We start from the raw sequence: 1,495 nt of genomic DNA, 5'->3' as shown, positions 1-1,495 counted from the left end.
TGAGACCAATTATGACGGTGTAACGGCTGACGACTGGCTGATTACGCCCCCCATTTACCTGAAGGCGAACTGCATTTACACCTACTCCTTCTATGTGGCACCGGGCAGCAACTATCCCGAACGCTACGAGGCAGGTTATGGAGCCAGTACGGATCCCTCGGCATTCACGATTACTACGAAGCCTACAGAGATTGCAGCGGGCGAGTCGGGCAAGCGCGTGTCGGTGGATGTGCAGATTACGCAGTCAGGCAAGTATTACTTCGGCGTGCACGCCCTGAGTACGTCGGACGGCTACTTTATGCTGGTGGACAATGTGTCAGTAACGCTCAAGAACAATCTTTCTGCCCCCGAGGCCGTGAAGAACCTGACCGTTACGCCCAACACCCAAGGCGCACTCTCAGCCCTTATTGAGTTTACCGCACCCAGCAAGAGCCAGGGCGGCACGGCACTGAGCGAGCTGGAAAAGGTAGAGCTTTATCGCGGCGAGGCCCTGATTCACACCTTCAGCCACCCGGCTGTAGGCAGCAAGCTCAGCTATCAGGACAATAGTCCCGCCAATGGCGAAAATGTGTATAAGGTAGTGGCCACCAATGCCGCAGGCGAAGGCTTGGCCGCAGTCAAGACTGTGTATGTGGGCGAGGATATTCCGCTCGCACCGACCAACTTGGTGCTGAAAGACAAGCTGAACGGAAAGGCCATGCTGACTTGGGAATCGCCCGGGTCGGTAGGCGAAAAGGGAAACTTCGTGAACGAAGCGAACCTGAAGTACAATGTGTATGGTGTGGATGAGAAGGGCAATCCTGTGTTGCAGCACGAGGGCCTGACCACCATGAAGTGTGAGGTGGAAATACCGACCACGGGCAAGCAGGACTTGGTGTACTTTGCTGTGACGGCACAAAACGCTACGGCTGAGAGCTATCCGGCTGTATCGAATGTGGTGCTGGGCGGCACGGCCTACAAGCTGCCGTTTAAGGAGTCCTTCCCCAACGGCAAACTCCAGTCGGGTGTGTGGACGGTTGACCGAGACGGCAACAACTACTTTGACCCCGTGAAGTCTATCGCAGCCGATGGTGACGGAGGTTCGGCCTCGTTCTTGCCAGCCAAGGCTGGCGATGCTGCCACTTTGGGCTCGGGCAAGATAGCCTTGAATGGTGCTGAAAATCCATGGCTCGTGTTCCGCTATTACGCCAATCCCGGCAAGGAGGCACAACTCAAGCTGGAGCTGGCACGCAATGGTGACACCGAAAACTTGGTAGACTTGCAGACCATCAACTATGAGGAGCTGACCGGCAAGGCAGGCTGGCGTACGGTTTCTGTGAACTTGGCCCCCTATAAGGCTGACAGCTATGTGCGCCTGCTCTTCACGGCCATGAGCCAAGATGTGAAGACGGCGGTGGTCATTGACGACATCAATGTGCGCGATGCATTGCAGCACGACCTGACGGCCACTATGACCGCTCCCGAGAAGATTGAGATGGGCAGCAGTGCCAATGTA

At 56.1% G+C, this 1,495-nt stretch carries 1 protein-coding gene; it reads left to right on the top strand.

The window, feature by feature from the left end:
* Positions 1 to 1,495, top strand: a 1,495-nt coding sequence (locus Q4P78_RS08660; RefSeq protein WP_303339975.1) for a choice-of-anchor J domain-containing protein, incomplete at both ends; no start/stop codon positions are given.

The sequence above is a fragment of the Rothia sp. (in: high G+C Gram-positive bacteria) genome, assembly GCF_030540545.1.
Lineage (GTDB): Bacteria > Actinomycetota > Actinomycetes > Actinomycetales > Micrococcaceae > Rothia.
This window is presented reverse-complemented; position numbering and strand designations above follow the sequence as displayed.